A 23,497-nucleotide genomic window follows, 5' to 3' on the forward strand; every position below is an offset into this window, starting at 1 on the left:
TGTGTTTGACCCGACCGACACCATCAAGCTTGATAGCCCCCTAGTCGAATTATCTGACGACCAGTGAGGGCTAAAATACCCCGTGTCTTCAGCACGGGGGGAGTTACAATTCATGCTCTATAATCCATAAATTGATTGGCCGCAGGCACGCTGTCTGCCCCCCAGTTTCTGCAACCTTCAAACCCCTCAATCCCGTACCCAGTCTATGAACTCCCTTCCCGACCCGCACGCTTCGTACACATGGATAGTGGTTGGCGGGGGGATCGCGGGGGCCGCCCTGGGTTATGAACTCAGTCAGGTGGGGTTTTCGGTTTTGGTCGTCGATCATGCACGGCGTGCCTTGCCGGGAGAGCGGCCAACCTCTGCCAGTGCGACACGGTATAGCTACGGGGGGCTGGCGAACTGGGCAGGGACTTCGCCCCTCACCTGTGACCTGTGTGCAACGGGGATGGCCCGTCATCGGGGGCTGTCCCAGGAACTCGGAGCCGATACCCATTTCCGGGAGATCCCGCTGGTGATGCCGATCGCGCCGGATGCGGATGCCGCCGCCGTTGCTGCGACCTTTGCCGGGGTTGCCCAGTCGCCCCAGTGGCTCAGTCGGGCAGAAGCCTGTGATCTGGAGCCGCTGCTCAAGGCCCAGGCGATCGGGGGGGCCTTTGTGGTTACCCAGGGGCAGGTTGATCCCGATCGGCTGACGGATGCCTACTTGCAGGCGATGGGGCGGCAGGGCGGGAAGGTGGCGATCGCAACGGTTCAAGGGTTTGTCCAGGCGTCGGGACGGGTGGCGGGTGTGGCCACTTCGATTGGAACCTGGTATGGCGAGAATGTGGTGATTTGTGCGGGGGGATGGAGCCGGCCTTTATTGAAACAGCTAGGGGTGCAGGTACCGCTCTACTTTACCCATGCAGAGATCGTTGAGTTGCCACCCGCCGGGGTGCAACTGCGCACGATCGTGATGGCAGCTCCCCTAGCGCGGATATCCCTGGAAATGACGGCCAGTGCTGCCGAACGCGAGGTGGTCTGGGAGGAACCCGGTCAAGAGGTGGTACCGCCAGTCATGGATGTGGGAGCCGTCCAATTTCCGGATGGCACAATTCGGATAGGGCAACTGAGCCGCGCCCTGAGTGATCCAGAGGCCAGAATCGATGCGGCGGCCAGTGAAGCCACCATTCGCACAGCAGTCGGCCAGATTCTCCCCACGTTGCAAGCATTACCCGGAACCTGGCACCATTGCCTGGTGGCCTTTAGCCGCGATCGTCTGCCCTTGATTGGTCCGGTTCCCGGTGTTGAGGGTTTACACGTGTTTACCGGCTTCAGCACGCCCCTCGTGGTTTTGCCTACCCTGGCGCAGCGTTATGCCCGTCAGCTTGCGGGCACACCCGATCCCTGGTTACCCCAAATGACACCTGATCGCTGGGTTAGCGCTGATGTTGGCTCCCGTTGATGGGGGCTGGGCAGCGGCAATTATCCTTGCAGCAGGGGGGTGTGGGCGACATGGGGTTGATTAGCGGTAATCCTGGCGTTGGATATCGCGTAGGCGAGCTTCCGGGCGTTTGAAGCGATCGAGTTGGGCCTCAAAAAAGGCACGATTCGCCTGCAAGTGCTTAGGATTGGGGTCATCCAGATCATAGAGTAGGGCCGTGCGCAGGGCTTGGATTACGGCGGAGGTGACACAATACATCGATCGCTGGAAACTAATCCCCAACTGGACCAGCATGTCATCTTCACCCCGGCAATGCTTTTGGTAGTAGTCCACCAAATAGGGCGGCAAAAAGTGCAGCATATCCTGCATTAACAGCGTCGGGGGAATGCCAGCCGAACCAACGGGGAAGACATCGGCATAGAGAATACCATAGTGAAAATCCCGTTGATCATCCGGAACTTGTCTTGCCTGGGCATTATAGGACTTTGTGCCCCGGAAGGGCGAGGTCCGATAGAAAACCGCCTCGACGTAGGGCAAAGCCGCTTCATAGAGCCACATAAAGCCCTTGGATTTGGAGATAATCTCGTAGCATTCACCGCGAATATAAACGTGGTGGTAAATCGGACGACCCGCGATCGCAAAAATGCCGTTCACCAGGAAATTCATCGCTTCGGGAACGCTCGTAATTTTCCCCTCATCATAGAGATCTGACATTTCAAAAAACACGGGAGCCATGACTTCCCAGAACAGGCCCAGGTTGGAATAGTAGGACATCTGGCGGACCTGTTCAATGAACATGTCAGGGAAGAGTTTATATAATCCCAACATCAAGGGGTTGCCCTTAAAGTAAGCCTTAATGGCGCGATCGGCGTTGGCGATATATTCCTCCGTATCCAGGTAGGGATCAAACCGACCACCCATATCCCGGTGCCAGAGCATTGCCCGCATACACTCTTCGGCGAATTCCATATTGATGCGATCGTGCCAAAGGTGATGGATTAACTTGGGCCACTTTTTCTTGATTTCGCCCTTTTCCATAAACTCCAAGAGTTCTGGATGGGCTGTTGCCTGTCCTCGCCAGATTCGCAGATCCGCATCATCTCCGGCATAATGATTGTGCAGATCGAGATATTCCTGGGGCAGGAAATATTTAAAGAAGGGCAAAGGATCTAGGAATACCCGTTCTGCGATATAGAGCAAATCCCGCCAGTAAAAATCCATCGGCACCGCATAGGCTTTATATAGCCCAATGATTTGCATCAGGTTTTCGGGCGTGTCGGGGAGCATGGCCCCCCCCGCTTCGAGGCGATGGATAACCTCGGCAAATTCGTGGGTTGAGGGAGGTAGTTTGGTGGGTGTTGGTGTCGCGATCGTCATGGTTATTGAGTGAGTAGTGAGTGGTGAGTGGAATAGCCGTCTCGACTGTCAGGCTTACTGTGGGATAGCCGTCTCGACTGTCAGAGCGTAGTCAGAGCGTAGGTTGGGTCAAACCCAGTGCGACCCAACAGAACCCTTACCAACGTTGGGTTTCGTGGCCTCTACGCAACCTACGCAATGATTTACATGACCAGCCGTTTGTAGGTGTTCGTAGTTGGGGCTTTAGCCCCAAACGACTAAAGTCGTTACTACTAACCGTTTGTAGTTGGGGCTTTAGCCCCTACAGAGGCTTTAACTCGGAAGCTGAGCCGGAGGGGCAAGCGCGGGAGCAACGGGTGGCAATGGCTGGATGGCAAGCGGGTGTAGATCGGCCAGACGGCCAGGTCCCACAGTCGGTAGCGAAGCCACTAGGGCCACGGTGGTTTTCTCATTCCATTGCACTAACCAATTAGGTTGAATCCCTAAGAGAAAGATTAGCCACATGAGGATCAGGGCTGGGACCCGCTCGGACCATTCGACGTTGGGGAAATAGGCGATCGCGTTATCCAGACGACCAAAACAGGTGCGGTTAAGCAAAATCACGAAGTAAACTGCTGTTAAGCCCGTCCCCACGACACAGAACAGCGTTTGGACCGGGAAAACGGTATAACTGCCCTGGAAAACGAGAAACTCGGCAATAAATCCGACCAGACCGGGAATCCCCGCACTGGCCATGCCACCCAACACCAGCAGCGCGCTGACCAAGGGTAACCCCCGAATGGGATTCATCAGGCCGTTGAGAACATCCAACTCACGGGTGCCGACCTTCGCCTCAACCAATCCGACTAGGTGGAAGAGCAACGCCAAGATTAAACCGTGAGCCACCATTTGGGACACCGCCCCCGACAGGCTCAACCCGGTCATGGCGGCTCCGCCCAGCAGGACATAGCCCATGTGCCCGATCGAGCTATAGGCCACCATACGCTTAATATCCTTTTGAGCGATCGCGGCCATTGCTCCGTACAGCACACTCACCGCTGCCCAAGTCGCTAACCAGGGAGAAAGGGCACTCCAGGCTTCCGGGAACAGACCGAGGCCAAACCGGAAAATTCCATAGGTCCCCAGTTTCGCTAGGACACCCCCCAGGAGAATTGCGATCGGGGTGGAGGCGGAAACATAGGTATCGGGCAACCAGGTGTGCAGCGGTACCAGGGGAATTTTGATGCCAAACCCGACCAGCAAGACACCCAGCAGGACCACTTGTACACCCAATGGGAGGGTCTGCCCCATCAGCGATTCGTAGGCAAAGCTAGAGGCCCCCGTTAGCCAGATTAGCCCCAGGAATCCGGCCAAAATCAGGGCACCGGACGTGGCGGTATAGAGCAAAAACTTAGTCGCAGCATAACTGCGTTTGCTATCACCCCACACCGCCACCAGCAGATAGAAAGGAATCAGTTCAATTTCGTAGAACAGGAAGAACAGGAGCAAATTCTGGGCCAGAAAAGCCCCAGCAACGCCACCACTCACCAGGAGGATGAGGGCATAAAACAGGCGGGGGCGTTCCGTATTTTCCTGACTGCTGTAAATCGCAATCCAAGTTAACAGGCTGTTCAGGACCAGGAGAGGGAAGGACAGGCCATCGGTCCCAATTTGATAGTTCAGACCAATTTGCGGTAACCAGGGCAGGAATTCCTGGAATTGCAGTCCTGCTTGCCCTAGGTCAAATTGGGTCATTAACCACAGGTTCCAGAGCAGGATTGCCCCGGCGGCGCAGAGGGCCGCTAACCGCACGTTTCGGGTTGAAACCGATTGGGGGAGAAGGCCCACGATCGCGGCTCCGACGATCGGTGCCCAGATCAATACACTCAGCATGGTAGTCGCTTACTTGTGAGGGTTCGGAAGTCGGGAACGAGGAGAGAGAAGGGAGGAGAGAGGGAGACAATCGGCCAGGGGACTGAAGCTTCAACCCAGCAGGGTGCCGAAGAGGTGGGAGATCACGCCCCAACTCATGAAACTGGCGATCGCAGCGAGGCCAACAGTAATGGTCAACACGTAGAACCAGGTTTGACCGGAGTTGCTGTACTTCAGGGTTTCCCCACCAAACAAGGAGGCTAGCCCCACGAAGTTGACAATGCCATCGACAAAGTAGCGATCGAACCAATCGGTAACCCGCGAGAGGACATCCACGCCAAACACCACACTAGCGCGATAGAGCTTAGGCGTGTAGAAGTCATAGGCCAGTAGGTCTTGGACAAATTGCCAGGGAAGTTGCACGGGTTGGCGTTCCCCAGGTCGCAGATATAGCAAGGCTCCGACGGTTCCCCCCACCAGGCTAGAGGCAACCAGTAGGAAGGCGAGGCTACGGTTTAAGGTGAGCCAATCGGGCAACAGTCCCAGGTTCAGCAAGATCAGGGGGGCGTGGAGCACCAACCCCAGGGCGATCGTCATGGGCAGGGTGATGAGCCAAATATTTTCCGGCGATCGCACCGTCATCTGCTGCGGAGTTCCCGCAAAGATGAGGCAAAACTCCCGCATCAGGCTCAGACTGGTCAAGCCATTCACCAACAACAAGACCCCCACCAGCCAGGGATAGGTAGACCAAAGGCCATCCGCTAATTTCACCAAGGCCCAGAAACCACCCAGGGGAGGTAGTGCAATGAAACCCGCTGCGCCAACGAGGAAGCCGAGACCGGAAATGGGACGCCGCCGCCACAGGCCCCCCAGTTGGGTGAGATCTTGGGTGATGTTGTTGAGGACAATCGAGCCGGTACTCATCACCAACAATGCCATTGAGAGGGCGTGAATCAGCAAGAGAAAGAAAGCAGCCTCCACCTGCTGGGTGCCCACGGCAATGAACACAAGGCCCATGTAGGCGCTGACGGAATAGGAAAGGGCACGCTTGATGTCAATTTGGGCGATCGCGATCAGGCTCCCCCCCACAGCCGTCACTACCCCCACGGCGATCGTGGTTGCCAAGACCACGGGGGACAGGGCCAAGATCGGCGTCAGCTTAATCAGGACCCAGGCTCCGGTACCGACCACCACCGAATTCCGCAAAATCGTGCTGGGGTACGGCCCTTCCATCGCCTCATCAAGCCAGAGGTGCAGGGGAAATTGGGCACACTTACCCATTGGCCCCGCCAGCAGCGCCAAGCCAATCAGGGCCATCAGGGCGGGATTGACGTCAGCAGTTGCCGCCCAGGCGGCGAGATCGTCATAGTTCCAACTCCCGACCAAGGGATAAATCGCCAACACCCCCATCAGCAGGAACAGGTCACCAATCCGTTTGGTCAAAAAGGCATCCCGCGCCCCCGTCACCACCAGGGGTTGGTTGTACCAAACCCCAATCAATAAGTAGGTACCCAGGGTCAGGATTTCCAGGATGACGTAGCTGAAAAAGAGGGAATCACACAGGGCCAGACCACACATCCCCGCCTCAAACAGCCCCAGCAGGGAAAACAGCCGCGCCCAACCCCAATCCATCTCCAGGTAGCCCACGGCGTAGAGTTGGGCCAGGAAGTTCAGCCCCGTGATTACCAGAATGGTCGCGATCGTCAGGCTGGAAATTTCGATCGTCAGGCCAATCTCGAACCCCGCCACCTGCAACCAGGAAACGGAAAGGTCGATCGCGGGTTGCTGCCACAGGACACAGAGGGCCAACAGGGCATGGACCATAGCGGTAAAAGACATCACCAAGTTGACATAACCCGCCGGTCGGGGTCCCGTGCGCCGGATCACGGCAGGTGACCACAACAGGGACAGGGCCATGCCAATCAAGGGATAGAGGGGAATCCACCAAGCAGTTTGGGCAAATATAGGAGCAATCAACATGCAGTTCGGTCCTCAGCAACTTGAACACGCAGGGACAGTACGCTGGGTAGCTGCCAACCTGGCTCGAAGAATTTGCTTATATCTATGCAATCCAGCTCATGCATTTAGTAAAATCTAGTAAATACAAGTTAACATTGAACTGAGCCAAGAAATCAAATCAAATCCATTGATGTTTGCTAATCCTTATGATAGGGCTTGCTTATTGCTTGTATTGGCCTGATAAAGTTTGACCTATTGGTTACCCGGTATTGGTTACCCGGTCGGGTTGGACGCAGAAGGTGTCGCCAGTTGATGAATTTGCGCTGTTTAGGCTAAGTCAAGGGAGAACGATCGTTGATTCACGCTACCCTGCACCAGTTAAAGGTTTTTGAAGCGGCTGCCCGTCACGGTAGTTTCACCAAAGCGGCTGAGGAGTTGTCGATTACCCAGCCAACCGTTTCCAGCCAGGTGAAACAATTAAGCCAATCCGTGGGTCTGCCTCTGTTTGAGCAAATCGGTAAGCAGTTATATCTAACAGAGGCGGGGAAGGCATTGCTGACCACCTGCCAGTCGGTCTTTGAGGAACTGGATAACTTTGAGATGAAGGTGGCTGACTTCAAGGGCACCCGTCAGGGTCGCTTGCGGTTAGCGGTGGTCACCACGGCTAAGTATTTCATCCCCCGGATTCTAGGGGCCTTCTGTGAGCAATACCCCGGCATCGACATTTCCCTTCAGGTGACCAATCACGAGCAGATGGTCCAGCGGATGATCAACAATGAGGATGATCTCTATATCCTCAGCCAACCGCCCACTGACTTGGATTTAACCTCCCAGGCGTTTCTAGAAAACCCGCTGGTGGTGGTGGCCCGTGCAGATCATCCCCTTGCCCATGCGAAAGATATTCCCATCGCCTGTCTGAATGATGAGCCGTTTATCATGCGTGAGGTTGGCTCAGGCACTCGCGAGGCGGTTCAGGAATTATTCGATCGCCACGGTGTCACGGTCAAGGTTCGTCTAGAGTTGGGTAGCAATGAGGCGATTAAACACGCGATCGCAGGCGGGTTGGGGATGTCAGTACTCTCGAAGCATACCCTGATCACGGAAGCAGCCATGACCCACGAACTGACTATTCTGGATATCCAACACTTCCCGATCAAGCGGCGCTGGTATGTGTCCCATCTGGCGGGTAAGCAATTATCGGTCATTGCCCAAGCGTTTATGGAGTACCTGCTGGAGACGAGTGGACCCGTAGTTCGGATCGATCGCATCCCCGTGTATCAGTAGGCTAAATTGATGCCCCATTAAAGTCATCAGTCCCTATGAGTAGCGTGCCTATTGAACGCGGGATCACGGTCTAGGTATATCGAGAACTTAGCTGTCCCAGGGGGCAAGCGGAATGCCTAGCGCTCACGCCTGGTTGATCAAGACGGAAGTCAGCCAGGGAATGAGTAATCGCTTCTGGCAAAGCTTATACCAAGAGACATTGCGATTCCTCACCACGGGGGCTATCGATACGCTCAATATGGCCAATCTCGAGCAGGCGGCTGATTTACCCCTAGTTCCTGCGATCGGCGGTTGAAGTGATTGCGTTTACATTCCCTATTCATTCATATTGCGATAGGTCGCTACTGCCGAGGGCGATACCCGGTTCAGATAGCGGAAAATCCAATACTTAAACACCGTATCCAAAATGACCGGGAATGTGGCAATAAATAGGAAAATAAAGTCCTGACTCTCTGGCAAGCCAAAATGTCTCGCGATATTGGCTAACACCACTTCCCAACCGTGGGGCGAGTGGAAACCCACAAAAATATCGGTGAACAGGATAATAATAAATGCCTTGGCACTATCACTGAGGCCATAGACAATATCATCCATAAAGGATTTGAGAATCGTGACTTCACGCCGACTAAACACTAACACCATCGTGAATGAGATTAGAGCGATGAGATCGGAGAAAATATTCTTAATCGCATTTGATCCCCGTTGACGATATTCCTCTTCAATCTCCCGTGCCTTATCCTTGAGGAGTGGTACCATCTCTTCTTCGCTCAGTTTCTGTGACCCCGTGAGGAGGCTGCGAAACCGTAGCTCTTCTTCAAAACGTTGCAGTTCTAAGAGGGCCTCCTCTTCCATTTGGACATTTAAAAAGACCTCCTCCGACGGACTTCGGAGATGATCCACGATCGGCCCCACGAGAAATTTCTTCGAGACCTGTTGGGCCAAGAGAGGGATCAAAATAATCAGCAGAATAAACCGAAGTGAAACAATGGTTTTACTCTTGGAACTGCGAAAACTCCGAATTAACTGCTCTTCCGCATTGGGATCAAGTTCCTTGCGCACCCGATCGATCGTGCCCAAAATCGATCGCGGCAGGAAACTGGTCTTATCCGACATTGCCTCCGCACTTTCCGCCAATTCCAGTTCTTGGGGATAGGCAGAACTGGTGGCTTGGGGTGCTCCATTTCTGGCCGGATCAGCCGCATTCACTGGTTGCACAGGAACTAGGGATTGGGACTTGGCGGGACGATCGTACTTGAGAACCACACTGTCAATAAACTGCAACTTTTCCACGATCGCCGAGACTGCCTCATCCGGATCGAGGACCTCAACCCCATCCTGGGGCGCTGATCCTGTACCCCCATTCACCCCAATCAACTTCTTATCGGAAAAACTTAAGAACGATCGACTCGTTTTAAATTCTGCCAGCCGCAACTTGACAATATTGAGGTTGCGCTGCAACTCCGACTTGAAATAGGCATTGACCCGCTCACTGCGCTCTGGGGAGGTATAGTCGATTTTACCTCCACCAAAATGCTTTTCCTCCAGCGATCGAATCATCAGGGCTGCATCATACGCCTGATCCAGCGATCGCTCCGGTGTTTGAAATAACCATTGATTCAACATAGACCAGGGGCGTTTTAATGGCCCAGTAAAACTTTTTTTCATCGCTTGTGAACCCACAAGTCATGCCACTAACATTAAATAAAAATGAAACTTTTTACGGCGATCGTTCACTCAGAGAGAGACAGAAAAGGGTTAACCCCAACAGATATCTGTAAATTGTAGCGGTTTGAGTTTAACGGATGCGGTGCGCCCCGATCCGTGAGTTTGGCGACGAGTTGTAGGAGCCAATTGCTAGACTGACATCCAGGAGGTCCACCGGCCCCAGAAACCAGGGATGTCTCCAACGCCAGGGGCACCCTAAACGTTAGGGATACCTGTGCCATGACCCGCGCACCCCAGTCAGTCCCCGCTGCGGCGATCGCCCCCCCGCCCCCGGCCCTATTTCAAATGCGGCAGGTAAGCAAGGTGTACCCAATGGGTGAGGTGCAGGTGCGGGCGCTGCGATCGGTCAGCCTGGATCTCTACGAGGGGGAATTTGTGGTTTTCCTGGGGGCTTCTGGCAGCGGCAAATCCACGTTGCTCAATATCTTAGGGGGCTTGGATGTGCCCACCAGCGGCGAGGTCTGGTTCCGGACCTGGAATTTGACCCAGGCGGGTGAGGCCGGGTTAACCCAGTTCCGCCGCCGGTCGGTCGGTTTTGTGTTCCAGTTCTATAACCTGATCCCCAGCCTTACTGCCCGCGAGAATGTAGCCCTGGTCACCGAAATTGCGGAACACCCGATGCTGCCCCAGGAGGCCCTCGCCCTAGTGGGTCTTGCCGATCGCCGGGATCACTTTCCGGCCCAACTGTCGGGGGGGGAACAACAGCGGGTGGCGATCGCCCGGGCTATTGCCAAGCGGCCAGAGGTGCTGTTCTGCGATGAACCCACGGGGGCGCTGGATTTCCCAACGGGCAAGCGGGTCCTGGAAGTATTGGCCCAGGTCAACCAGGAATTTGGGACCACTGTGGCGGTGATTACCCACAACGCGGGGATTGCGGGTATGGCCGATCGCGTCATCACCCTGCGCAGTGGCGAGATCACCCAGATCCAAACAAACGCGACCAAACTGGCCCCGGCGGCCCTGGAGTGGTGATGGGACTCACCGCCCTCGATCGCAAACTCCTGCGGGAATTGGGGCAACAGTGGAGCCAACTGTTGGCGATCGCCCTGGTGGTGGCCTGTGGCATCGCAATCTTTGTCCTCTCCCGCAGCGCCTACCATTCCCTGCAACTGACCCAGACGGCCTACTATGAGCGCTACCGCTTCGCCCAGGTTTTTGCGGAACTGAAACGGGCACCGGAGAGTGTACAAGCGGCGATCGCGGCCATCCCTGGCGTGGCTCAGGTGCAAACCCGGATTGTGGCGGATGTCACCCTGGATGTTCCCGGCCTGGTGGAACCCGCAACCGGACGGCTGATCGCCATTCCCCCGCGCCCCCAGCCCATGCTCAACGATGTCTTTATCCGGGCGGGACGCTATCCCGATCCAGCGCGACGGGAGGAAGTCCTGGTGAGCGAAGCCTTTGCCCAGGCCAATCAATTACAACTGGGGGATACCCTGGGGGCGATCCTCAATGGCCGCTGGCAGTCCTTACGCATCGTGGGGATTGCCCTGTCTCCGGAGTATGTCTATGAAATTCCAGGAGCGGGTTCCCTCTATCCCGATAACCGGCGATTTGGCGTACTTTGGATGAGCCGGGAGGGCTTGGGCCATGCCTTTGATTTAGATGGCGCGTTTAACAGTGTGGCCTTGACGCTTTTGCCCGGAGCCAGTGAAGCGGCGGTGATTGATCGCCTCGATCGCCTGCTGACGCCCTATGGTGGGTTGGGGGCCTACGGTCGGGCGGATCAGGTATCGCACCGGATTCTCAGCGATGAGATCCAAAGCCTGGCGGTGTCGGCAACGATCGTGCCCTCCCTCTTTCTGGGGATTGCGGCCTTTTTGCTCCATGTGGTGCTGTCGCGGCTGGTGGCTACCCAACGGGATCAGATTGCCGTTCTCAAGGCGTTTGGCTATGGCAACGGCGCGATCGGGTGGCATTACCTCAAATTCGTGCTGGCGATCGTGGGCCTGGGTGCGGCCCTGGGGGTTAGCGCGGGGATGGGACTGGGCCAGGGGATGACGCGCCTCTATGCCGAGTTTTTCCACTTCCCACTCCTTCGGTATGAAGCCGGGACCGGGTTGATCGTAACGGCCTTGGTTGTCAGTGGCGGGGCTGCGATCGCGGGCGGCCTAGTCTCTGTCCAACAGGCGACGCGCTTACCCCCCGCCGAGGGGATGCGTCCGGAACCCCCCGCCACCTTTCGCCCAACCCTGGTGGAGCGCTGGGGCCTTCAGGACCGCTTTTCCCCTGCCGGACGGATGATTCTGCGTAACCTGGAACGGAAGCCGATTCAGGCATTGCTGTCGGTGGTGGGGATTGCGATCGCGGCTTCAATTCTGGTGGTGGGCTTTTATTTGCAAGCGGCGATCCAGGTGTTGATGGATGTGCAGTTCAACCAGGTGCAGCGGGAGGACGTGACGATCGTCTTTAACCAACCGCGATCGGCCCGGGTTCGCTACGAGATTCCCCACTTGCCCGGTGTGCTGCAATCCGAGGTCTTTCGCATCGTGCCAGTTCGCCTGCGGTTTGGCCATCGCCAGTACCGTCTTGCCCTGACCGGGATTCAACCCAATAGCCAATTTCGCCGATTGATCAATCGCGATCGCAACCGGATCGCCCTCCCCTCGCAGGGCATCATGCTCACCACAAAGCTGGCAGAGATCCTGGGGGTACGGCCCGGTCAATTCCTGACGGTGGAGGTACTGGAGGGCGATCGTCCGGTGCGGCAGGTGCCGGTGGCGGGGACGGTGGATGAACTGCTAGGGGTTGCCGCCTACTTGGATATCCGCGCCCTCAATACCCTGATGCGGGAAGGTCAAACCGTCTCTGGGGCCTACCTGCAAGTTGATCCCCGCTATGCCGAAACGCTGTACCAACGCCTGAAACAAATACCCGCGATCGCCGGGGTCTCCTTCCGCACGGCCATGCTGCGCAGCTTTGAGGAACTCAGCGGTCAGAATTTGCAGGTGTTTACCCTGGTGCTGATTCTGTTCGCCTGCATGATTACCTTTAGTGTGGTCTACAATTCCGGGCGCATTGCCCTCGCTGAACGGAGTCGGGAACTGGCCAGCCTGCGAATTATGGGCTTCACCCAGGGAGAAGTCAGCACAATTTTGCTGGGAGAACAGGCGATTTTAACGGTAGCGGCCCTCCCCCTGGGTATGCTCATTGGCATTGGTTTCTCGGCCCTAATGGCACGGGCCTATGATTCGGAACTGTATCGCCTCCCCCTAGTGTTTACGAAGGCAACCTATGGAGTAACGATCGCGGTGGTCCTCCTCGCGGCTCTCCTGTCCAGCACCCTAATTCGGTATCAACTCGATCGGCTGGACCTGATCGCCGTCCTAAAAACCCGCGAATGAACTTACCGTAATCGATCGGGGGCATCCCAGTTTTGCTGCCCTCGCCCTAAATCCCTCATAGCCCTAGTGGGAGACGCCCTGCTTCTTTGTCCACCGTGCATCTACATCTTTTGGCGACAACTTATGCGGTTGCTCGGACCACGGCGGCTTCCAGTTGCTCATTATTAAATTCAATCGTAGGTATAGAGGTTGACACTTGGAATCCAAAGCCGTTGATCCACATAAAACGTGCGATACTCTTTGCCTCTAAGACTGGACTTCAACAGGATGTATAGGTTGCCAGCAATATCATTATGATTGGGTGTCCCGCCTGTCATGGGGATAATTTCTCCATTGCAATATTCATTGCGGGTGTCTGAGTTCACCTCAAGCTCAAGGTATTCTTCTGCAACAATAACTTGGGACAACCCTGTGTGTAAGTTATCCGCTTGAACAATTAAGACAGGACGGGTTTTAGCAGACACTAGATCAGAGTTTGGGAAGAGGACGAGAGCAATATCACCTCGTTTGATTGGCTGCGTTGGCTGCGTCGTAGTCATCATAGATATCCATCTCAGGGCTATTCCAATCGTCAGCGAAGGGGGCTAGCCTTTCTCGTAGGATGGCAGCCTGTTCGCGATCGATCCCTTGAGCGGCTAAATCAACATAAGTTGGCTGCATGAAGGTGACAATTACTCGCGTCCCATCAGCTAAATCTTGTGGCCTTTCAATGAGTTCGATCTGACCATTACGGTATACACCCTCAACACTGGTTAGCATGGCTGACCTCCTAACAACTCAACAATATCAATCTCAGGTTTTCGTCGCAGAATCCCCCGAACAATTTGGTTGTTAAAGTTCTCGTCCGCTAGCAGGCGTAGCATTTTAACGCTGCCTTTGAGGGTCAAGCCTCGCCATTAGTCGATCGCGGATACCAATGGGGTTGAAACGACGCTCGTTCTCTTGACGAATTTGGGCAGCCCGTTCTTGTCGAATTTTTAGATAAGCATCCACTTCGGCTTTGTGTCGCAGGTAGTAGGCAATTACCGAGTACACATCAGCAAGGTGCAGTGATGGATATTGCTCGACGATCGCTTCGGCTGTCGCACCCTCCAGAAAGGCCGCAATGACCGTATCCAATGTGACGCGAGTGTTCCCGACCAGAACTACGCCATCTGCATTCGGTTTAAGAGGAGTCGGCTCAGTTACGATAGCGAGTGTCATCAGCCCCACCCAGTTCACTAATTTGATGGTAGCAGAGCGTGATGGGACGCAGGGACAGGGTTATCGGTGTTAGGTCACTTTCTGCTTTACGCAACCAGCCAGCGGCAGTAGTCATGCATCCTAATGGAGTCAGCCACGGCAAAGTGGGGATTCCAACCTATCATTACTATTCCTATGCAGCACTACTTGTATAAGAATTAGTCTTATGGCAAATTTTGCTGACGACGATAGGCATTCCGGCTCGCATCAAGCAAACTCCGTCCTTGCACCTCATAAATACTAAACTCATTGATATTGTCATGTCGTAAATGAAGTTGCCCTTCTCCAACATTACCTCGATGTTGCCATTTTGAATAATAGCGATTTTCTTCAATTTCTTTAGATGCAAGTACCCAATAGCGAATTCTGTCCCGCCACACAGCGACCCATACAAAAACGTCACAGCACCCTGGTTTGATCTGTTGAAAGTTCATATCAAATGGTCTATTGGAGTCGGAGGCTAAAGCCTTGACGTATAGCGGTGCCTGTGAATCAAAATCAACAGCCCTTGATGCCTTAACTTCAATTCTAATATTCCCATCCAAGTAAAAGTCATATTGACCAGAGTAGTTAGGATCTCTTTTCTTAGATGGCTTTTCTAACTCTGGAATAAGTTCTTTCAGGTGCCCTTGTGCCCAGGTCTCTCCAAAACTACGAGGAGCACTAATTTCAAAGATATAAAGATACATATTACGTTCAATGTACTCATCTCGCAATTCATAATATTTATCAAGACTAACCTTACCTCTACCAATCAAAGTCGAAATCATATACTCATATTCATTAAATGGATAAATCGAGATCAAATCTTCTATCCTCTCGTAGATAGTATCAGCATCTTCTAGCTCTGAAATCAGATCTTCAAGTTGTCTCTTTAATTTTTCCATTACCACAAATCCAGAATAGGTTGCTCGGTTTCTTCAACTCCATAAAGCTCATATTCAAATGGATTTCCATTCTGCCAACCAGTCTTTCCAAACTTTCGTAAACGCTCTAATCTCCGAATCATGATCTCGCAATAAATAGGATCTACATCGCAAACATAACATTGGCGTTTTAGCTGTTCTGCTGCGATTAGTGTAGTTCCCGAATGCCCAAAAAAGTCAATAATTATGTCCTTTTCTTTGGAACTTGAAATAATCAGTCTTTCAATTGCTTTGAGAGGTTTTTGTGCATAACACCCATTCACATTTTCCTCCATTCTATAGAAAACTTGTTGAATATCTACCCACACATTACCTGGTCGGATATTCTCAGATTTACTGCGCTCCATATTTTCAGTCTGTTTGCCATTGACCTCTTTATAGTAACCTCGCAAGATTTTAGGAATATCTGTGTATTGGACAGTAAACTCTGGATTTCCCTTGATATAGTATAAACATTCTTGTCTGACAGCCATCCAGTTCTTTTGGGTTCCATATCCTCTTTGATTACGCATGGTGATGAGAGAGCGTGAAGCAAACTCTTGAAAAGAACGCATCATTAACATGAAATCAGGTAATGGCTGGAAGCCTTGATTTTGGTCAGCCCCCAACCATATATAAAGAGATGAGTCTGCACATAAGGCATTAGATGTGTTGTATATCCATTTCTTGCACCATGTTATGAACTCATCGACTGACCGCGTTTCAAAAGCAACCAAATTATAAGGAGGATCATGAATAGCTAGTGTAGCAGTATCTCCATTCATTAAGTGGGCTATTTGGTCAGCATCAGTAGCATCTAAGCAGCCAATTCTGTGTCCGCGCATAGGATCTGTCCAAATATCACCTGGTAAAAGCCGACAAAATTTCAGCAATTTTGATCGAGCTTCCTCATCCTCATCAAGTCTAGGCAGTGTATAGTTTCTCATCTGTTTATCATTTCTTGATTCGGTAAATTTTATCTCAAAAAATCTGATATTCCTATTATGAAAAAGTTAGTAATAATTCCTAAAATAATAGATAAAATAACGACAGTCCATAACGTGTTTCTTCTAGCAACTAATCGGTTATAATAAGCTTCGTAATCTCCCCATAGAAAAATGTTGGCAGGATAACATTTTGAAATTATATAAATAAAACACACAAGAATAATTGCAATAGGTAACAAAACAAAAAAAGTTTTTACATTTATAAGACTAGACAAATCAAAACCTGAGTTATAATCTAATTGTTTTTCAAGTTCATTTTTTTTGACCTTAAATAGGAAATCTATCTTCTGCTCATAAGTATTTAAAGCATTTGCCTCTGCCAGCAACGATTGTATTGTATCATTGGATAAAGAATGAAAACCTTTAGATAATAGAAATAAAAGAGGTATCAGCCCAATGAAAGAAACAGGTAAAAACCATAACTCCAAGATTCTGCTCTGAATAATACGATACATCCAATCATCTAAGATGACTCTTTGTATTTGTTCTTCTAATATTGCAAAAACTTGGAGTGTAATTTTGGGTTCAAGGCTTTTAACCTCTAGTGAAAGATTTCTTCTATCAAATGAAATTCTTTTAATTCCAAAAACGACACAACATTCAAGACTAGTATGGTTATTCAAGTTTTTACCTGAAGCTTTTATTGTGAGATTTTTAATGGGATTTCGGATTGTGTTATCAAGTTCAAAAAGGTCTTCGATATTATGCAAATTTAGTTCATTTCCTTGGGATAATTCTATAGAGTATATAGGTTTAAATTCCAACTGAAGGTCATCAAATCTATCTTCCATAATATTGATAATTCTAGATAATTTAGCTTTGTCAAGAAGAAATGCAGCTTTATATTCTTTTTGAATGTTTGGTCTTAGACTTTCGATTTTCATGTTTCTCATTGATGTGCAAATAATGGGTTAAATTACAAGATTTCTTCATTTTAGCCTAATTGTTTTAAACAGCCAACTCTATATGCGACTTTTCCAGTATATTTAAGGAGCCACTGGCCGATCGCCCTTCAAAGCCGTTTCAACGGCCCGTTGTTGATCGCGGCGGGTAATCCAGCGGTGGTAGGTTTGGGTGTGAATACGCACCGAATGGCCCATCATCCGTGCGGCAACACTATCGGGAATGCCAAAATGAATCGTGCGGATCGCCCAGGCATGGCGCAGACTGTAGGGCGAGAAGGGAATCCCATAGCGGCGAAATTGGGCACTCACCCGCTGACCAATGCGGCGCAGCGTCGTTTGGCTTAAATCCGTTGAGATAGCAGGTAGTTGAATTTGACGTAACTGGAACTGTTCGACCCATTCGGGATAAAACGGCCAGACCTCATGGTGCCCGGTTTTCGTCGTATCCAAGACTTGAATGATAGCCGCAGCATCCCCTTTACTGAGGGCCGTATAGTCGGAGAAAAACACCTCATGGTTACGCAACCCATAGGTGGCCATCACCCCATAGACAAATCGCCAGGTAGGATTGGGAATTTGGGCAAACGTGCTAACAATTTGCTCGTCCGTGGGTAGATCCCGAAATTGGGTCTTCTGGGGACCATAACTGCCCCACAGATCCTTCAAATCAAACGGTAATTCCACCTGCAAAAAACTGGCAAAGGCCGCCATTGTCGTACAACACATTTGGCGACTGCGGGAATGGGCACGGGTAGACATCACCGTGAGATGAATCCACTCCGGTAAACTCAGATTCGGTTTGCTGGCCGCGATCGCCACTAACTTGCGCAGATAGGGGGCATAGGCCGCTTCCCACGTCGTTTGGGCCGCTGCCGGGTGGCTATCCCGCTGGCTCTGAAAGGCCACCTCAAAGGCATCCACCTGCTCCGGTAGGGTCGCCTGATAGAGACAAAACCCACCGGTAACCATGTATTGCTGCCAGTCAAAGGTATTTTGAATCAATTGCGCCGCCACCACCTTCGCTGTTTGTTCAATCTGCTTGAGGCCACTGGCTGTAGCGGGTAGCCCCAAGCTGAGGCGTTGTTGGTGCGGACGTTGACGAGAACTGCCGGGACGGGGGGGCAACGTACCCCGCAGGTTGAGCTTTTGGCCCCGACGTTCAATCTGAAATCCCAGGCAAGCTGCTTTGAGCCGCTGATTCACCTGGGCAATGCGATCGTCCAACGGGTGAGTATCCGCAGACAGCGCGTTAGACATTTTCTCCCGGTTCAATAATGCGCTGGAACAGGTAACCCGTGCCCCGTGCCGTCAGGATCAGTTCTGGGTTACTGGGGTCTTCTTCCAACTTGGCCCGCAGGCGAGAAATATGCACATCTACCACCCGTGTATCCACATGGCGTTCTGGCGTATAGCCCCATACCTCCTGGAGGATTTCCGATCGCGAAAAGGCTTCCCCAGAACGACTCACCAGCAATTCCAACAGACTGAACTCCATCCCCGTTAGCCGAATGCGCTCGTCCCCCTTATAGACCTGACGCTTATTGGTATCGATGCGCAAATTACCGACATGGATCACGCCGGAACTGGGAATGCCCGACGTGCCGGTTTTTTCCACCCGCCGCAGCACCGAACGAATCCGAGCCTCTAGCTCCTTAGGTGAAAAGGGCTTGACCACATAATCATCGGCCCCTAGCTCCAACCCCGTAATGCGATCGGCCACATCCCCCAGGGCCGTCAACATAATGATCGGTACATCGGATTCCTTGCGCAATTCCTGGCAGACCCCATAGCCATCCAGCTTCGGCATCATCACATCCAGCACGACCAGATCCGGACCCGCGTTGCGAAAGGTATCCAGAGCCTCTTCGCCATCGGCGGCGGTGATGACATCATAGCCAATCATCGAGAGGCGCGTTTCCAAAATGCGACGAATACTGGCCTCATCATCGACAACGAGAATTTTCTCCTTATGGCTTTCCAATTTCCCTAGACTCCTTTCTTCCTAAGCAAAATCGATGTCTTCCCGTGTGGTTGGCGCTGATCCCGGTGGGGATCGTCTTTATTCAACCGGGCCGTGCCCAACCCAGTATCCTATTGTAAAGGTAGATTATGGCTGAAAATCCCATGACTTGGACTTTTCAAGCTTTTCTAAAGATTTATTGCTTTTGGCAAAATATCCACAGAATCGTCTCCGTCGAATGCCCTCCCTTAGCGCAGGCTTGGCAACATGGCTAAACCCCGAATCCAGTACGTTTGCATTAAATGCGGTGCCGAATTCCGGCAGCACTTTGGTCGTTGCCCAGATTGCCAAGAGTGGAATTCTCTTCAGGAACAGGTTATTGATAGCGCTTCGCCGTCAGGGTCGGCCCTCGCTTTAGTCTCCAGCCAACCTAAAAGACGCACGGCCCAGGCTCAGGCGATCGCGGCGGTTCCCCTCGATCAGATCAGCGAATATCCCCAGAGTCGCGTCTCATCTGGGTACACGGAACTCGATCGCGTCCTGGGGGGTGGCATCGTCCCTGGTTCGTTGATCCTCCTGGGGGGTGATCCGGGGATTGGCAAATCAACGCTGTTGCTCCAGGTGGCGGGCACCCTGGCGCGACAATTTCCGATCCTGTATGTCTGTGCGGAGGAATCCGGTCAACAGGTCAAACTCCGCTGGCAACGCCTCGCCCTCAGCCATCCCACAACGGCGATCGCCCAATCCGCCGACATTGGTAGGGACGGGTCGCCCTTAACGCTCGACACAACGCCTCCCATCCCCTTGGACCCGCCCACGACACCCCGTAATCGCCGACCAAAATCCCGATCGACCCCCGCCCCCGATCTTCCCGCCCAACTCTATGTCTTGCCCGAAATCAGCCTCGAAACGATCCTGGTAGAACTCGAATCCCTAAAGCCGAAAGTGGCGATTATTGACAGTATCCAGGCCCTCTATTTTGCGGCTCTCAATTCGGCCCCCGGTTCCGTCGCCCAAGTGCGGGAATGTACGTCAGCCTTAATGCAACTGGCCAAACGCGATCATATTGCCCTGTTTATCGTCGGTCACGTCACCAAGGAAGGGGCGATCGCGGGTCCCAAGGTTTTGGAGCATCTGGTAGATACGGTGCTGTATTTCGAGGGCGATCGCTTTGCCAGCCATCGCTTGCTGCGATCGGTGAAAAATCGGTTTGGCGCCACCCAGGAGTTGGGGGTTTTTGAAATGGTCGATCGCGGCCTCGAAGAAGTAGCCAACCCGTCGGAACTCTTTCTCGGCAGCCGCGAAGAACTCACCTCTGGCACCGCCACGATCGTCGCCTGCGAAGGTACCCGGCCTCTGGTCGTCGAACTCCAAGCCTTAGTCAGTCCCACCAGCTACAGTTCCCCCCGGCGATCGACAACGGGGATTGAATTTAATCGCCTGTCGCAAATTCTGGCGGTGTTGGAAAAACGGGTGGGGATTCCCCTGTCGAAGCTGGATGCTTACGTGGCTGCGTCCGGGGGGCTGAATGTGGCGGAACCGGCAGCGGATTTAGGGGTTGCGATCGCCGTGGCGGCCAGTTTCCGCGATCGCATTGTGAACCCGGATACGGTGATCATTGGCGAGGTGGGCCTCGGCGGACAGGTTCGTCCTGTTTCCCAATTGGAAATGCGTCTCAAGGAAGCTGCAAAATTAGGCTTTAAGCGGGCGATCGTGCCCAAGGGGCAAATCCCCACGGGTCTAGCAATGGAGATTATGCCCGTGAGTCGGGTACTGGATGCGATCGCCACCGCCTTTATGCCGCAACGTTCGTAGTGGCGACTTTAGCCGGCAGGGGCTAAAGCCCCAACTACAAACCGCAATGTTCGTAGTGGCGACTTTAGTCGGCAGGGGCTAAAGCCCCAACTACAAACCGCCACGTTCAAGCCGCCACGTTCGGACTGTCTTCCCCCCATGCTCCGGGACTGCCTACCCACGACATCGCCTGCCCCCACGATCGCAATTAATAATTTTCGTAACAGACAATACAATTCTAGTGCTAGAATTATGATGTTCAGTGCCGTGGCTGCATGGCCCTATTAGATAAGTATTTTGTCCTATGGCTCACGCTTTTTACGCATCAACCACACCTAATATCGAAATCACGCAAAAACATCTGGATAACATTGCGGCATCCCTGGCCCACCGATTAGAGGTGGCCCGTGCTAACCAGAATTTTGGTTTAGTGGCCCAGTTGGAACAAGAGCGGCAGGAACTACAGCGCCAATACCGGCTACCGACGCTGGTGCGTACCCCCCATCCCTCCCTGTTAGCGATCGGGCAACGCCTTTGGTCGGATCTGAAAACTGCGATCGTCCAGAGTACCCAATTGTCCGTCGATCGTTGGGTGACCGATGCAGGTGAAGTGTGGTGGCAAGCCCACGATCCCCAAACGGGCAAGGCGCTCTACACAGACTCGGAAGCGGAAGTTGTGCAGTGGATCGAAGATAATGGCCTGGGACGTTAACACGGATAGGTTAGCGTAGCATCAAAGGCTAATTATGCTGACAACACAGTCCGAACAAGTAGAGTCCGAGACGAGAGTCCGAAACAGTCCGAAAGCAATCAATTCCAATAGAAAAGGTGGGGCGCTGAGCACTCCACCTTTTTCACTTGATGAGGCTAATTGATCAGCCCCACACATGCTTAGAAATTCATCTCAGCCGCTTGGACCTTCTCAATTTGCTTCTTCTTCAACACTAGGAAGATCTGGGTGAGAATGATACCGGCGATGAAGACCATTAACCCCTGAATCCGCGCCGCACTCTGAAGCACGATTTCCGTATCATGCTGACCGAAGCCTCCCACATTCGGGTTATTCGTCAAGGCTTCACCCGCTGTGACCGTTTGGCCCACGGAAACAATCAATTCGGGACCGGCTGGAATCGCTTCCACCACTGCATCCCCGGCATCGGGCTGGATCGTCACCTGGTAGCCGCCGCCATCCAGCGGTTGCACTTCCGTCACTGTCCCGGCTGCCGTCGCTGTAAAGACGTTGTTGTTGGTCTTTTCGCCAGTAGGATACAACTGACCACGGCCCCGGTTACCGCCTACGTGGATCGAGTACTTGCCAAAGTGAATGGACTTGTCCGTGCTGGGATCGGGCGAGAGGACTGGGAACACAATCTCTTGGTACTCATCCCCAGGAATTGGCCCTACCAGAACAATATTGTCTTGCTCTTCGCTGTAGGGCTGGAAGTAGAGGTTGCCCACTTCCTCCTGAAGCTCCTCCGGAATGCGATCGGGTGGGGCAATCTTGAACCCTTCCGGTAGCATCAATACCGCCCCAACATTTAGAGGTCCTGTACTGCCGTCGCCGTAGACCTGACGGGCGTCCTTGTCATAGGGGACCTTGACCACCGCCTTAAACACCGTATCCGGCAGGACGGAGTGGGGGACCTCAATCTCGGTGGGCTTGCTGGCGAGGTGGCAGTTGGCGCAGACGATCCGCCCAGTGGCTTCACGGGGACTGCTATATCCCTGCTGGGCATAGAAGGGATAGGCAGCAGCCGTTTGGGGCTGGAACACATCCGCTAGGGTCCAAAGGGATAGGGTTGCGATCGCGATCAACAGCCCCCGCAACCAGACCTTGCGGTAACCTTGGACAGTCATCAATAAGAAATTAGGGTTCCTCATTAGCTTTGCAAACGCTTGTCGTGAAGAGTGTTATGAAGAAATCTGAAGAGAATGCTGTATCTGCCGAGTGCATCAGTCCTGTAGCCGTGGGACTAGCTCCACCAGGGCTGTTCACCCGTGCGGAAGTCGGTTTCCTTCCAAGGCGTGATCGCAATCCGATCGTCCACGACCTCGGTGTGGACTAGGGCTAAGGAGAGTGGCGCTGGCCCCCGGACGACCTTGCCTTCGCTGTTGTACTGGGAACCGTGACACGGGCAGATAAACTTGTTCTGGCTAGCATTCCAGGGCACAACACAACCCAGGTGGGTACAAATCGCGTTCAAACCATAGGAGGCTAGTGACTTGTCTTCAGTAATCACCATATAGGTCGGATCGCCCTTGAGACCCTGCACCAGGGTGCGATCGCCCGCTTTGTGGGCAGCGACAAATTGACTAACGATGACATCATTACCCACTTCATCCTTGGCAATCACCCCACCCCCCGTGCCACCAGCGGCAGGGGGGATGAAGAATTTAACCACGGGATACAGGGCACCCAATGCGACCCCGGTAGCGGTCCCAAAGGTCAGAAGATTCATGAATTGGCGACGCCCCATATTGGGCACATCTGGCGTTCCAGCAAGTTGAGTCATGAGCAAGCTCTCGGAAACTAGACGGGTGTATTTGGTATGGATCAGGGCAGGACTCCGCAAAAGATTGCGTTGCACCGCTTTTGAGACAGAACTTTACAGTTTTCTCATCGTATTATCACATCTAGGGGAAACCCTAAACTTGCGTCCCCCCAATGATTGTGTAACAAAATGTAAACACACTGCTTGGGGTATGGTCGGGTGTCTGGGCAACGGTACGGGGGGCGAGAGG

The 23,497-nt window shown here is 52.9% G+C and carries 22 protein-coding genes; 7 read left to right on the top strand and 15 right to left on the bottom strand.

Annotated features, from left to right (window positions below; genetic code table 11):
• Positions 1-205: 205 nt before the first annotated feature.
• The gene (locus ACWIUF_RS09750) at positions 206-1,444 is read left to right on the top strand and encodes an NAD(P)/FAD-dependent oxidoreductase (RefSeq protein ID WP_448572168.1); all 1,239 of its coding nucleotides are present in this window, start codon (positions 206-208) and stop codon (positions 1,442-1,444) included.
• A gap of 60 nt (positions 1,445-1,504) precedes the next feature.
• On the opposite strand, the gene ACWIUF_RS09755 is transcribed toward ACWIUF_RS09750, so the two are convergent.
• The 3 genes from ACWIUF_RS09755 to ACWIUF_RS09765 form a co-directional block, all read right to left on the bottom strand.
• A complete protein-coding gene (locus ACWIUF_RS09755; protein WP_448572169.1) occupies positions 1,505-2,800 on the bottom strand; it encodes a CO2 hydration protein in 1,296 nt (431 codons plus the stop codon).
• A gap of 291 nt (positions 2,801-3,091) precedes the next feature.
• Positions 3,092-4,651, bottom strand: coding sequence for an NADH-quinone oxidoreductase subunit M (locus ACWIUF_RS09760; protein WP_448572170.1), 1,560 nt, complete (start codon positions 4,649-4,651; stop codon positions 3,092-3,094).
• 90 nt (positions 4,652-4,741) lie between these two features.
• A complete protein-coding gene (locus tag ACWIUF_RS09765; RefSeq protein ID WP_448572171.1) occupies positions 4,742-6,610 on the bottom strand; it encodes an NAD(P)H-quinone oxidoreductase subunit F in 1,869 nt (622 codons plus the stop codon).
• Positions 6,611-6,943: 333 nt separating this feature from the next.
• Between ACWIUF_RS09765 and ACWIUF_RS09770 the strand changes: the two genes are divergently transcribed.
• Both ACWIUF_RS09770 and ACWIUF_RS09775 read left to right on the top strand, forming a co-directional pair.
• Positions 6,944-7,873, top strand: coding sequence for a LysR substrate-binding domain-containing protein (locus ACWIUF_RS09770; protein ID WP_448572172.1), 930 nt, complete (start codon positions 6,944-6,946; stop codon positions 7,871-7,873).
• 112 nt (positions 7,874-7,985) lie between these two features.
• On the top strand, positions 7,986-8,168 hold the full coding sequence (locus ACWIUF_RS09775) for a hypothetical protein (RefSeq protein WP_448572173.1): 183 nt from the start codon (positions 7,986-7,988) through the stop codon (positions 8,166-8,168).
• Positions 8,169-8,188: 20 nt separating this feature from the next.
• Here the strand turns inward: ACWIUF_RS09775 and ACWIUF_RS09780 are convergent, their stop codons facing one another.
• Positions 8,189-9,538 (bottom strand): proton extrusion protein PcxA, encoded by a 1,350-nt coding sequence (locus ACWIUF_RS09780; protein WP_448572174.1) that lies wholly within the window; start codon positions 9,536-9,538, stop codon positions 8,189-8,191.
• A gap of 279 nt (positions 9,539-9,817) precedes the next feature.
• Between ACWIUF_RS09780 and ACWIUF_RS09785 the strand changes: the two genes are divergently transcribed.
• Complete coding sequence (locus tag ACWIUF_RS09785; RefSeq protein ID WP_448572175.1) at positions 9,818-10,570, top strand: ABC transporter ATP-binding protein; 753 nt, start codon at positions 9,818-9,820, stop codon at positions 10,568-10,570.
• Positions 10,570-12,942: an ABC transporter permease gene (locus ACWIUF_RS09790; protein ID WP_448572176.1), complete on the top strand. Its 2,373-nt coding sequence runs from the start codon at positions 10,570-10,572 to the stop codon at positions 12,940-12,942. Before ACWIUF_RS09785 ends, ACWIUF_RS09790 begins: the two co-directional genes overlap by 1 nt.
• A 170-nt stretch (positions 12,943-13,112) precedes the next feature.
• Here ACWIUF_RS09790 and ACWIUF_RS09795 read toward each other — a convergent pair whose 3' ends face one another.
• From ACWIUF_RS09795 to rpaB, 9 genes are all read right to left on the bottom strand, one after another.
• Positions 13,113-13,406 carry a Uma2 family endonuclease gene (locus ACWIUF_RS09795; protein ID WP_448572177.1) on the bottom strand — a complete coding sequence of 98 codons (294 nt, stop codon included), beginning with the start codon at positions 13,404-13,406 and terminating at the stop codon, positions 13,113-13,115.
• A gap of 34 nt (positions 13,407-13,440) precedes the next feature.
• Positions 13,441-13,701, bottom strand: a complete 261-nt coding sequence (locus ACWIUF_RS09800; protein WP_448572178.1) for a hypothetical protein — start codon at positions 13,699-13,701, stop codon at positions 13,441-13,443.
• A gap of 105 nt (positions 13,702-13,806) precedes the next feature.
• A complete protein-coding gene (locus tag ACWIUF_RS09805) occupies positions 13,807-14,145 on the bottom strand; it encodes a DUF433 domain-containing protein (RefSeq protein WP_448572179.1) in 339 nt (112 codons plus the stop codon).
• Positions 14,123-14,260: a hypothetical protein gene (locus ACWIUF_RS09810; RefSeq protein ID WP_448572180.1), complete on the bottom strand. Its 138-nt coding sequence runs from the start codon at positions 14,258-14,260 to the stop codon at positions 14,123-14,125. The genes ACWIUF_RS09805 and ACWIUF_RS09810 overlap by 23 nt, the downstream gene beginning before the upstream one ends.
• 88 nt (positions 14,261-14,348) lie before the next feature.
• Complete coding sequence (locus ACWIUF_RS09815) at positions 14,349-15,071, bottom strand: hypothetical protein (protein WP_448572181.1); 723 nt, start codon at positions 15,069-15,071, stop codon at positions 14,349-14,351.
• Positions 15,071-16,036, bottom strand: coding sequence for a DNA-methyltransferase (locus ACWIUF_RS09820; protein WP_448572182.1), 966 nt, complete (start codon positions 16,034-16,036; stop codon positions 15,071-15,073). Before ACWIUF_RS09820 ends, ACWIUF_RS09815 begins: the two co-directional genes overlap by 1 nt.
• A gap of 29 nt (positions 16,037-16,065) precedes the next feature.
• On the bottom strand, positions 16,066-16,980 hold the full coding sequence (locus tag ACWIUF_RS09825; RefSeq protein WP_448572183.1) for a hypothetical protein: 915 nt from the start codon (positions 16,978-16,980) through the stop codon (positions 16,066-16,068).
• Between the two features lie 102 nt (positions 16,981-17,082).
• Positions 17,083-18,258 carry a site-specific integrase gene (locus ACWIUF_RS09830; RefSeq protein ID WP_448572184.1) on the bottom strand — a complete coding sequence of 392 codons (1,176 nt, stop codon included), beginning with the start codon at positions 18,256-18,258 and terminating at the stop codon, positions 17,083-17,085.
• Positions 18,251-18,982: a response regulator transcription factor RpaB gene (gene rpaB, locus ACWIUF_RS09835; RefSeq protein WP_448572185.1), complete on the bottom strand. Its 732-nt coding sequence runs from the start codon at positions 18,980-18,982 to the stop codon at positions 18,251-18,253. The genes ACWIUF_RS09830 and rpaB overlap by 8 nt, the downstream gene beginning before the upstream one ends.
• A gap of 246 nt (positions 18,983-19,228) precedes the next feature.
• Here rpaB and radA point away from each other — a divergent pair, with 246 nt between their 5' ends.
• Together radA and ACWIUF_RS09845 are read left to right on the top strand one after the other, a co-directional pair.
• Positions 19,229-20,776, top strand: a complete 1,548-nt coding sequence (gene radA / locus ACWIUF_RS09840; protein ID WP_448572186.1) for a DNA repair protein RadA — start codon at positions 19,229-19,231, stop codon at positions 20,774-20,776.
• A gap of 283 nt (positions 20,777-21,059) precedes the next feature.
• Entirely contained in the window at positions 21,060-21,467 is a 408-nt protein-coding gene (locus ACWIUF_RS09845) for a hypothetical protein (protein ID WP_448572187.1), read from the top strand.
• 179 nt (positions 21,468-21,646) lie between these two features.
• Here the strand turns inward: ACWIUF_RS09845 and petA are convergent, their stop codons facing one another.
• Positions 21,647-22,612, bottom strand: a complete 966-nt coding sequence (petA, locus tag ACWIUF_RS09850) for a cytochrome f (RefSeq protein ID WP_448572188.1) — start codon at positions 22,610-22,612, stop codon at positions 21,647-21,649.
• A 116-nt stretch (positions 22,613-22,728) separates the two neighbouring features.
• Complete coding sequence (gene petC / locus ACWIUF_RS09855; RefSeq protein ID WP_448572189.1) at positions 22,729-23,268, bottom strand: cytochrome b6-f complex iron-sulfur subunit; 540 nt, start codon at positions 23,266-23,268, stop codon at positions 22,729-22,731.
• Positions 23,269-23,497: the final 229 nt, after the last annotated feature.

It is taken from the genome of Trichothermofontia sp. (assembly GCF_053493415.1).

Coding starts and splice junctions, on each gene's coding strand:
- radA (WP_448572186.1), top strand. CDS start 19,229: ATGGCTAAACCCCGAATCCAGTACGTTTGCATTAAATGCGGTGCCGAA.
- ACWIUF_RS09780 (WP_448572174.1), bottom strand. CDS start 9,538: ATGAAAAAAAGTTTTACTGGGCCATTAAAACGCCCCTGGTCTATGTTG.
- ACWIUF_RS09775 (WP_448572173.1), top strand. CDS start 7,986: ATGCCTAGCGCTCACGCCTGGTTGATCAAGACGGAAGTCAGCCAGGGA.
- ACWIUF_RS09830 (WP_448572184.1), bottom strand. CDS start 18,258: ATGTCTAACGCGCTGTCTGCGGATACTCACCCGTTGGACGATCGCATT.
- ACWIUF_RS09810 (WP_448572180.1), bottom strand. CDS start 14,260: ATGACTACTGCCGCTGGCTGGTTGCGTAAAGCAGAAAGTGACCTAACA.
- petC (WP_448572189.1), bottom strand. CDS start 23,268: ATGACTCAACTTGCTGGAACGCCAGATGTGCCCAATATGGGGCGTCGC.
- ACWIUF_RS09755 (WP_448572169.1), bottom strand. CDS start 2,800: ATGACGATCGCGACACCAACACCCACCAAACTACCTCCCTCAACCCAC.
- ACWIUF_RS09800 (WP_448572178.1), bottom strand. CDS start 13,701: ATGCTAACCAGTGTTGAGGGTGTATACCGTAATGGTCAGATCGAACTC.
- ACWIUF_RS09805 (WP_448572179.1), bottom strand. CDS start 14,145: ATGACACTCGCTATCGTAACTGAGCCGACTCCTCTTAAACCGAATGCA.
- ACWIUF_RS09760 (WP_448572170.1), bottom strand. CDS start 4,651: ATGCTGAGTGTATTGATCTGGGCACCGATCGTCGGAGCCGCGATCGTG.
- ACWIUF_RS09765 (WP_448572171.1), bottom strand. CDS start 6,610: ATGTTGATTGCTCCTATATTTGCCCAAACTGCTTGGTGGATTCCCCTC.
- petA (WP_448572188.1), bottom strand. CDS start 22,612: ATGACTGTCCAAGGTTACCGCAAGGTCTGGTTGCGGGGGCTGTTGATC.
- ACWIUF_RS09815 (WP_448572181.1), bottom strand. CDS start 15,071: ATGGAAAAATTAAAGAGACAACTTGAAGATCTGATTTCAGAGCTAGAA.
- ACWIUF_RS09785 (WP_448572175.1), top strand. CDS start 9,818: ATGACCCGCGCACCCCAGTCAGTCCCCGCTGCGGCGATCGCCCCCCCG.
- ACWIUF_RS09790 (WP_448572176.1), top strand. CDS start 10,570: ATGGGACTCACCGCCCTCGATCGCAAACTCCTGCGGGAATTGGGGCAA.
- ACWIUF_RS09845 (WP_448572187.1), top strand. CDS start 21,060: ATGGCTCACGCTTTTTACGCATCAACCACACCTAATATCGAAATCACG.
- ACWIUF_RS09825 (WP_448572183.1), bottom strand. CDS start 16,980: ATGAAAATCGAAAGTCTAAGACCAAACATTCAAAAAGAATATAAAGCT.
- ACWIUF_RS09820 (WP_448572182.1), bottom strand. CDS start 16,036: ATGAGAAACTATACACTGCCTAGACTTGATGAGGATGAGGAAGCTCGA.
- ACWIUF_RS09750 (WP_448572168.1), top strand. CDS start 206: ATGAACTCCCTTCCCGACCCGCACGCTTCGTACACATGGATAGTGGTT.